The organism is Spongiibacter sp., assembly GCF_041602295.1.
In the GTDB taxonomy this organism is placed as follows: Bacteria; Pseudomonadota; Gammaproteobacteria; order Pseudomonadales; family Spongiibacteraceae; genus Spongiibacter.
On the sequence record NZ_JBFIGO010000109.1, the window covers coordinates 1 to 8,482 of the forward strand.

Here is an 8,482-nt window from a genome sequence, read left to right on the forward strand (position 1 = left end):
CGCCGTGATACTCACAGGCCATCGCGAACGGCGGCCAAGCCGGGTCGAGATTTTTTCGACTCTTATGGTAGGCAAATGGGATATTTCTGCCCAGGCAAATAACCGCATCCGCTTGTCGCTGGGATACCAAGTCGGCATAGGCGCGCTCGCGCTCGGGGTTTTGTTGGGTATCGCCGAGTAATATCCGATACTGTTGCTGATGGGCAATATGCTCAATGCCTTGAATAATATTGGCAAAAAACGGGTTGGCGATGTCGGGTACCAATACCACGACCGTATTGCTGCGGCGGCGGCGAAAATTTCGCGCCAAGGTATTGGTTACATAGCCGCTCTTTTTTACCGCCGCCATGACTTTGGCGCGGGTTTTTTCCGACACTTTTTCGGGTTCAGCCAAGGTGCGCGATACGGTAGCGATTGAAACACCGGCGATTTCGGCTACATCCTTAATCGTCACCATTAACAGGTTTCCCCAGAAGCAAAACACGAAGTCTAATACAGTGACCGCATGGTGGACAGCGAAGACGGTCGGGTCGCGCTGCTATGCCTTGGCGCTGGAATAATTCTGGGTTTTTGCCCTATCTCGCAACCAGATGGCGCCGAATACCGGCAATAATATCAGTGGTAAAATGGCCACCGCCTGAAAGGATTGGACTGAGGCGTCGCGCAGTACCTCAGCCAGGGCATCACCTTCGAGGCTCATCAGCTTGTCTACGCCACCCGCAGCCTCTATTTTGGCACGGTCAAAAATAGCGCCCATCTGCGGCAGCACGAACTGAATGGATAGGCCGCCGGCAAAGCCGGTTAATCCGAGAAAAAGCGCGCCTCCGCGTGGGTAGCGCTCGTTTACTGATGACAACATGGTTGGATAGAGGTAACAGACGCCAACTCCCCAGACCGTGGCCGACAGAAAAGCGGTAAGGGGTGAGTTGGACAAGCTCAGGCCATACAGGCCGGCTGAGGCCAATAGGCAGCCGGCCCATAGCAGGCCGATTGACGAGATACGTTTGGCAATAGCACCGGCAAAATAGCGCATCACGAACATCAGCATACTGACGTAAATCAGCACAAAAATACCGGGCATGCCAACAATATTTGTTAGTGAAATATCGACCCATTGTCCCGGTGCCAGCTCCGAGGCCGCGGTAATCATCATGCAAAAAAACCAGATGAAGAACCCCGGTGATCGAATTAGTTCACGGAACATATCCTGATAGGAAACGCCGCGCTGAACGCGTTCGGTAACCGGGAACTGGGTAGAAAGGGTCCAGTAAGCCAGCCACAGGGCCGGTATGATAAGGACCAGCAGGTTGACTTGCCAAGGCAGTGATAGCGCGGCAAAAGCTAGCCCCGCTAGGCCGCCCGCGACAATACCCGCCGGCCACCAGGCGTGCAGAATATTCAGTCGGTGGGTTTTTTCCTCGGGGTAAATAGCTGTGATCATTGGGTTGCTGGCCGCCTCTACCGCGCCCCAGCCGAAGCCGGTAAGCAGGAAGCCGGAAAATATAAGCCAGTAGCTGCTGTGACTAACGTCTAAAAAAGACGCCGCGATGACGATTGCGCTGCCGAGCACGTAGCCGAAAGCAGAGAAAAGCAGCATCGTGCGCATTCCTAGCCAGTCGACCAGCGCGCTGCCGAACACTAAGGTCAGTGCAAAGCCAATAAAGGTCGCGCCCAAGACCTCGCCGACCAGCGCGGCAGAGCGCGCTAAGTCTAAGTGATTGAAGATGTCGTTCTGTATGTCGGAGGCGATGCTGGCCCGCACCGCAAAACCGAGGCCGATCATGAAAATCGATAGATTACCGACGAGCAACAGACGTTTACGATCCAGCTTTGTGTTCTGCTTAGAGGGTTCAGGCATAGTGACTCCCATTGATTAGTTATTGTTATAAAGCTCATGGCGCGACGTTAATCATTTTCTGATTCGGTCTTTATACCGTCCAGTGGTGGTGCTATCTGCCAGCCACCGACGCAGAGTGTTTTGTTCGCGCGTGTAGCGTTTGTTGTTGTGCTCACCAACGCCGCTAGTAAAAGCAATTGCTGTCGGCTCATTCCAGACCCAGTAGACGGCGGTTAAGGGAATCGTCTGTTTTAACGCCGGCAAAGTCATCAAAGGCGCGGTCGGTCAGACGTATCATATGCTCGCGAATGAAGGGGGCTCCTTCTCTGGCCCCCTCTTCCGGATGTTTAAGGCAGCACTCCCACTCCAACACGGCCCAGCCGTTGTAGCCGTACTGGGCAAGTTTGCTGAAAATAGCGCGAAAATCGATTTGTCCGTCACCGGGCGAGCGAAAGCGCCCGGGCCGCTCTACCCAGCCTTGGTAGCCACCATAAACGCCGCTGCGGCCGCTGGGTCTGAATTCGGCATCTTTTACGTGAAACGCCTTAATGCGCTCATGGTAGAGGTCAATAAAGGCGAGATAGTCCATTTGTTGCAGGATTAAATGGCTGGGGTCATAGAGAATGTTTGCGCGTGGATGTTGGTCTACTGCGTCAAGGAAGCGTTCAAAACTGGCGCCATCGTGGAGGTCTTCGCCGGGGTGGATTTCAAAACAGCAATCGACCCCTGCGTCTTCAAAGGCATCCAGGATGGGCCGCCAGCGCTGGCCGAGTTCCGCGAAACCGGCTTCAACCAGCCCTTGCGGTCGCTGAGGCCAGGGGTAGAGGGTGTGCCATAACAGCGCGCCTGAGAACGTTGCATGGGCGTTTAGCCCCAGTCGCTGGCTCGCCTTGGCCGCGAGTTTCAACTGCTCAACAGCCCAGGCCTGGCGGGCCTGCGGATTCCCTCTAACTTCGGCGATGCTAAAGCCGTCCATCAGCGAATCATATGCCGGGTGGACGGCGACCAACTGTCCCTGTAAATGGGTGGACAGCTCGGAGATTTCCAAACCTGCGGCCCTGATCCGGCCGTTGAGTTCGTCGCAGTACTCCTGACTCTCTGCTGCCAGTTTCAAGTCAATCAAACGAGGGTCTGTGGTGGGCAGCTGAATGCCCCTGTAGCCGAGCCCTGAGGCCCAGTCACACAGACCGTCGAGTGAATTAAATGGCGCGTTATCCGCGATAAATTGCGCTAAAAATATGGCGGGACCTTTTATCATAATAAAATGCTCAGTTGTCGATACCGACCAAGGGCGGTAGGCGATACCATTTTTGATCGGAGGTGGAGGCTTTGACGGCACTTTCAATAAAGCGCATGCCTCGCAAGGCATCGGCGATGCCGGGCACGTCGGCCTCAACATCACTGGGATTGCGCCCGGTTAGTCGCGCGTCAATTTGGCCGGCGAAGTTGCGATAGTGGTTGGCAAAGGCTTCAAGATAGCCCTCGGGATGGCCGCTGGGTGTGCGGCAGTTGGCAGCCGCCACATGGGCCAAGCCCGGTCCACCTGCCCGGAGAATTTGCGCAGGCTGATTGGCGGGTTTGTAATGCAAGCTGTTGGGGTCGCTGTGCGACCACTCGAGCCCGCCTTTTTCGCCATAGACACGCAGCTTTAGGGTGTTTTCCTCGCCTGCGCATATCTGACTGGCGATTAATACGCCGCGCGCGCCACCTGTGAAGCGCAGAATGACCGTGGCGTCATCGTCCAATATCCGGCCCGACACCACCGAACCCAAGTCGGCGCAAATCTCACTGATACTGTCGTTGATAACGTACTCGCAAATATGCGCGGCATGTGAGCCAATGTCGCCGACACAGCTGCTCAGGCCGGTGCGCGCTGAATCCAAGCGCCACTCCGCCTGCTTGCTACTGAGTTCTATTCGACTGCCGGCCAGCCAGCCTTGGGGATATTCCACTAACACCTTGCGTATATTGCCTAAAACCCCCTCCGCAACCAGCGCTCGCGCCTGCTTGACCATAGGGTAGCCGGCATAGGTGTGGGTGAGGCCGTACAAGAGGCCGCTGCTGTTAAGGCGTTCGCTGAGCTGGATTGCTTCATCGAGGTTGAGTGTTGCGGGCTTGTCGCATAACACATGAAAGCCCTTCGCTAACGCGGCCGCGGCTACCGGGAAATGCATATGATTGGGAGTCACTATCGACACAAAATCCATACGCTGGTCGGCGGGGAGGGCGGCTTCTTCGTCCATCATCTGTTGAAAGTTTTCATACACGCGATCAGGCGCTAGGTGGATACTTTTTGCAGTCTCCAGTGACTTTTTGTGGCTGCTGGAAAAAACGCCACACACCAGCTCTATTTGCCCATCTAGCGCTGCGGCGAGGCGGTGAATCGGCCCGATCATTGCGCCGGGGCCGCCGCCCACCATGCCCATACGTATTTTTCTAGCCAGCTTCATTGTTGTCCCCCGCGAACCCATAACATCGCTTTGGTTATAAATGTCTGATATTCGGCAAGGTGATAGGTGTCGGGTTGGTGGCCGATGGCGCTGTATAAGGCGCGGCCGCGGCCAACAGAATGACGCCAGGCGACTGGGTGTTCGCCCACCATGCGGTCTTTGCCCAGCCAGCTGTCGCCCGCGGTTATATATGAAGACTCATCAACGGTGAGTAGAATTTCGTAGCCCTTAGCGCGAGGCGACCGATCGAAGGCGTACCATTCTTCCTGTTTGACGTTCCATGGCTGGGGTAGGTGATCGCTAATCGCCAGGGTGGTGTCGGCGACAATTACGTCAGCATTTTGAAGCTGCGGCCTCATGGTGTGGCCAACGAATTGAGCGCCAATCAAGGTATCGACATACCAATCCCAGTCATAGCTGAAGTCGCCACCAGACGCGTGAATGCCCAGCCAGCCGCCGCCGGCTTCTAACCAGCTTTTCAGTGCGGCGCGTTGATCTGCGGTGAGCACGTCGCCCGAGACATTATTCCAAATAATGAAGTCGAATTGCTTAAGTAATTCCGGACTGTGCACCGCGCCGTTGTCACTGACATAGGCTTCCCAACCCTGTGCGGATACCAGTGTTGATAACACGGATTTTGCGACGGGAAGGGTGTCTTTATGAATAAAGCCATTGGTTTTTGAGAATATCAGTACCGCTGGTTTTTTAAAGTCGGGTAGCTTGGGTGACGCGGTTTCGTACTCCTTGCGCGGAATCAAACCGACGGAACTCAAGTGATAATAGGCAACGCCGACAAACGCGATTACTAGTAGTAATGCCCCAAGAAAAATTCGTTTTAACCAGATTTTCAATGGTCTTTTCCTTCTCTCATGTCTACCTGAATATTCTGCCGCGGGTTGGGTCAAAGGGTTCTCGGTGCTCGCGATTTAATCAGGCCAATTTAGTTATCCAATGGTGTGAATAGCTCCAATCGTAAGCACAGTAAACTAAGTGCCTGGTTCGCGTTATATTGCGCCACTCTGCAGTTGTTTAACGGCAAAGTCGCACGCCCTCGCGGTCAATGCCATGTAGGTCAATGAGGGGTTGACGCAGGACGCCGATGTCATGCAGGCGCCGTCAGTCACGAAAAGATTGGCGATGCCGTGGACCTGGTTATGGGCATTGAGCACCGCCTGTTCGGGGTCCTTGCCCATCCGCGCCGTACCCATTTCGTGAATGCCCGCGCCCATATTGGCTTCGAGTTTTTTTTGCTTCTTGCTAAACACGGCGCCGGCGGCTTTAAGGATGCGATCACTTTGTTCGACTGCGTCATCCCACAGCCTGTGCTCGTTTTCGCGCCAAGTCGCATCGAAGACGACTTGGGGGATACCAAAGCGATCCTTTTTACTGGGGTGGAGGTACATACGATTGCGCACGTCGGGCAGGCATTCGGCAAAGGCCGCCAGGGCCCATACCCAGGGGCCGGGCTTGCGAAGAGAATCTTTTAGGTCAGCGCCGAAGCCCTTTTTGTTTAAGCGGGCTTTCCAGTCCAGACGGAGCACATGAGCTTGGTAGCCATAGCCGCGTATAAAGTTCGCCTCCTGCTTCCCCTTAATGTTGCGAAAGCGCGGTATATAGGTGCCGTTCGGGCGATTGCCAAACCAATAGCTATCCATGTCGTCAAGAAACACGCCCATGCCCGCCAAGCCTAAGGCGTGGTCCATCAAGTAGTGTCCCAGCGCGCCACTGCGGTTGCCCAGGCCAGTGGGAAAACTGTCTGATGTGGAGTGCATCAGGATCTGCGTTGACGCGACGGTCGACGCGCAGAGGAAAACCAGGCGCGAGCGGAAGCTGATACGTTCACCGGATTGGCTGTCGATAACACGCACTTCTCGAATGCTTTTGCTCTGCTCGTCGTAAACGAGCTTTTCCACTACCGAGTGCGGCCGCAGTGTTAAATTGCCGGTGGCGCGGGCCGCCGGTAGGGTGGCGCTATGGGAGCTGAAGTAACTGCCGGTTGAACAGCCGCGATGACAGGGGCCGCAGTAGTGGCAGGCGGCGCGACCGTTGTGGTTCTCGGTCAGTATTGCCGCCCGACCAATGGTCATATGAACGTCGGGGGCCTTTTTTTTCAATCGGCCTCGAATAGTTTCTTCAATTTTATGCATGCCCATCGGCGGCAAAAACTCGCTGTCGGGGAGCTCCTCTAGGCCGAGAGCCTCACCGCTGATGCCGGCGAATTTTTCGACATAGGAATACCATGGAGCAATGTCTTTGTAGTCGATGGGCCAGGGAATGCCGTGGCCGTCCAGGGCGTTGGCCTGAAAGTCCAGCTCGCTCCAGCGATAGGTCTGGCGGCCCCATAACAGTGACCGGCCGCCAACGACATCTGCGCGTATCCAGTCAAAGGGCTTGCCGTCATGGCTGGTATAGGGGTTGGCCTTGTCGTTAGTGAAAAAATGCCGTGTGGCCTCGCTAAAGGCGTAGCTTGTACTCTGCACAGGGTATTCGGCTTTATACAGCTCGCGGGGTGGCTTGCCGTGGTAAGGAATCTTCCAGTCAGGTGCGTGCTCGCCGAGGTAGTCAGCGCCGTGTTGGAGATCTTTGCCGCGCTCTAGCACCAGTACTTTCAGGCCTTTTTCCGTTAGTTCTTTTGCCGCCCAGCCGCCGGTGATTCCCGAGCCGATTACGATGGCGTCAAAGTCATAATTTTTTGTATTCAACATGCTGCCATTCCTTAAATGTGGGCATCTACTAGGCGAAAGGCAGAGCCCAGCTGCTGTCGTGCTTTTTCAGGGTGCGGTGGCCATCAAACTGCATCGGCATGGGTTCGTAGCGCAATACTTGAGTCGCGCCGATCTCCGATGTAAAAAAGCCCCACACGGTTAGCTCTTTGATTTGGCAAATGAAGGGAGCGTCGCTGATATAGCTGCGCATTACCGCGCTGCCCATGTCGTACCAACTAGAATCGCTGGCGGTACTTTCTAATTCCTCCAGCATCTGGATGCGCGTTTTTTCCGGCAGTTCGTCAAACCCCTGTTGGTAGCGTTGTCGGGCAGCGCTGCGTAAGCCTTCAAAGCCCTGTAGAAATATCTCGCGCTCATCTTCATTGAGCCATTCAAACACCATCAGCTCAACAAAGCGGGGTACGCCGGCGTCAATGGCGCCCGGTGTGTCAGTTTTGGGGATGATGGTTTCGGTCAGCATTGCCAGTGTGGCCTTCTGCGCCTTGTTTAAATAGCTGGCGGTCTTCGCTACATAATTTGGCGCCGTCGCGAGATAGGTTGTTTGTTCACTGGTCAGTGAAAAACCGGCCTGGCTGGCGGTGACGCCGGCAATTAATAGCGCGGCGCATTCGAGAAACTCTCTGCGGTTCATGCTCGCCTCCTGAGGCTGGTCTTCAAAAATTCCCACCACGGCAGGGCGGCGAGCATGCCGAGTGCCAAGCAGGCCAGCCATTGATAGTCCCAGCTGCCAAAATAGTAGGCTGCCGCTTTGAAAACGCTGTAGAAATGGTAGATAAAATCGATGCCGGTCAGGTGGTACAACTCGTAAAAACCCCAAGCTGTGGCTGCCAGCAAGCTGTATAGGTAAGCCGCCAGTGCGGCGCCCAGCAACAGGCGCCGCGGCGTGGGCCGTAGAGAAGGTGTAGTCACTGTTAGGTCAACCTCCGTTGCTAGATATCATTGGTCGTATGTGGCTGGAGCCACCGTTCCTCAGCTTACCACTCGTAATTCACACTGACGCCGAATGTGCGGTCGGCATTGGCGGGGATAAAGTGGGCGAGATCACGCCGGTCGTTCTTCATGCTTAATGGGAAAAAACCGACTGTATAGTGTTGTGCAAAGAGGTTGTTGACGTAGCCGGCAATTTCTAGCTGGTCGCCCATACTGCGCCACCCGCTGCGCAAGTCCCAGATCGAGTACGCTTCTTGGATAGTGAGCGGGTGTTGCTCTGCGCTATATTGCACATCGTCCTGCCAGCGGGCGCCCAATTGTAGGTAGACCATATCGTCGTCGATAAGCCACTCGTAGCGGCCGGTAATGGACAGGCTTTTTTCTGGGGCGTTCGGCAGCGTGCCGCCGGAGACGTCCTGTCGGTCACAGCTACCGTCGCCGTTGATATCTTCGCCGCCGCGTTCTCCCGCTTCCTGCCCGACAAAACACTGGGTGACGAATTCGTTGAATTGGGCCTTGTTGTAAAGAAAAGAGCCAAA

Annotated in this window: 9 protein-coding genes; all 9 read right to left on the bottom strand. The window is 55.2% G+C overall.

The window, feature by feature from the left end; all coding sequences use genetic code 11:
* Positions 1-457 (bottom strand): LacI family DNA-binding transcriptional regulator (locus tag ABYM29_RS13465; RefSeq protein WP_372865291.1); only part of this gene is annotated, 457 nt, incomplete at its 3' end.
* A gap of 81 nt (positions 458-538) precedes the next feature.
* Positions 539-1,858 carry a sugar MFS transporter gene (locus ABYM29_RS13470; RefSeq protein ID WP_372865292.1) on the bottom strand — a complete coding sequence of 440 codons (1,320 nt, stop codon included), beginning with the start codon at positions 1,856-1,858 and terminating at the stop codon, positions 539-541.
* Between the two features lie 187 nt (positions 1,859-2,045).
* Positions 2,046-3,095 (bottom strand): sugar phosphate isomerase/epimerase family protein, encoded by a 1,050-nt coding sequence (locus ABYM29_RS13475; protein WP_372865293.1) that lies wholly within the window; start codon positions 3,093-3,095, stop codon positions 2,046-2,048.
* A 10-nt stretch (positions 3,096-3,105) separates the two neighbouring features.
* A complete protein-coding gene (locus tag ABYM29_RS13480; protein WP_372865294.1) occupies positions 3,106-4,287 on the bottom strand; it encodes a Gfo/Idh/MocA family protein in 1,182 nt (393 codons plus the stop codon).
* Entirely contained in the window at positions 4,284-5,138 is an 855-nt protein-coding gene (locus tag ABYM29_RS13485) for a ThuA domain-containing protein (protein ID WP_372865295.1), read from the bottom strand. Before ABYM29_RS13485 ends, ABYM29_RS13480 begins: the two co-directional genes overlap by 4 nt.
* A gap of 153 nt (positions 5,139-5,291) precedes the next feature.
* Positions 5,292-6,992 carry an FAD-dependent oxidoreductase gene (locus tag ABYM29_RS13490; protein ID WP_372865296.1) on the bottom strand — a complete coding sequence of 567 codons (1,701 nt, stop codon included), beginning with the start codon at positions 6,990-6,992 and terminating at the stop codon, positions 5,292-5,294.
* A gap of 28 nt (positions 6,993-7,020) precedes the next feature.
* Positions 7,021-7,644, bottom strand: a complete 624-nt coding sequence (locus tag ABYM29_RS13495; protein WP_372865297.1) for a gluconate 2-dehydrogenase subunit 3 family protein — start codon at positions 7,642-7,644, stop codon at positions 7,021-7,023.
* On the bottom strand, positions 7,641-7,922 hold the full coding sequence (locus ABYM29_RS13500) for a hypothetical protein (protein WP_372865298.1): 282 nt from the start codon (positions 7,920-7,922) through the stop codon (positions 7,641-7,643). Before ABYM29_RS13500 ends, ABYM29_RS13495 begins: the two co-directional genes overlap by 4 nt.
* Before the next feature lie 65 nt (positions 7,923-7,987).
* The coding region (locus tag ABYM29_RS13505; protein ID WP_372865299.1) for a TonB-dependent receptor domain-containing protein at positions 7,988-8,482 on the bottom strand (495 nt) is incomplete at its 5' end.

Excerpts from the sequence above, each read along its gene's own strand:
- ABYM29_RS13470 (WP_372865292.1), bottom strand. The coding sequence starts at position 1,858 with ATGCCTGAACCCTCTAAGCAGAACACAAAGCTGGATCGTAAACGTCTG.
- ABYM29_RS13475 (WP_372865293.1), bottom strand. The coding sequence starts at position 3,095 with ATGATAAAAGGTCCCGCCATATTTTTAGCGCAATTTATCGCGGATAAC.
- ABYM29_RS13480 (WP_372865294.1), bottom strand. The coding sequence starts at position 4,287 with ATGAAGCTGGCTAGAAAAATACGTATGGGCATGGTGGGCGGCGGCCCC.
- ABYM29_RS13490 (WP_372865296.1), bottom strand. The coding sequence starts at position 6,992 with ATGTTGAATACAAAAAATTATGACTTTGACGCCATCGTAATCGGCTCG.
- ABYM29_RS13495 (WP_372865297.1), bottom strand. The coding sequence starts at position 7,644 with ATGAACCGCAGAGAGTTTCTCGAATGCGCCGCGCTATTAATTGCCGGC.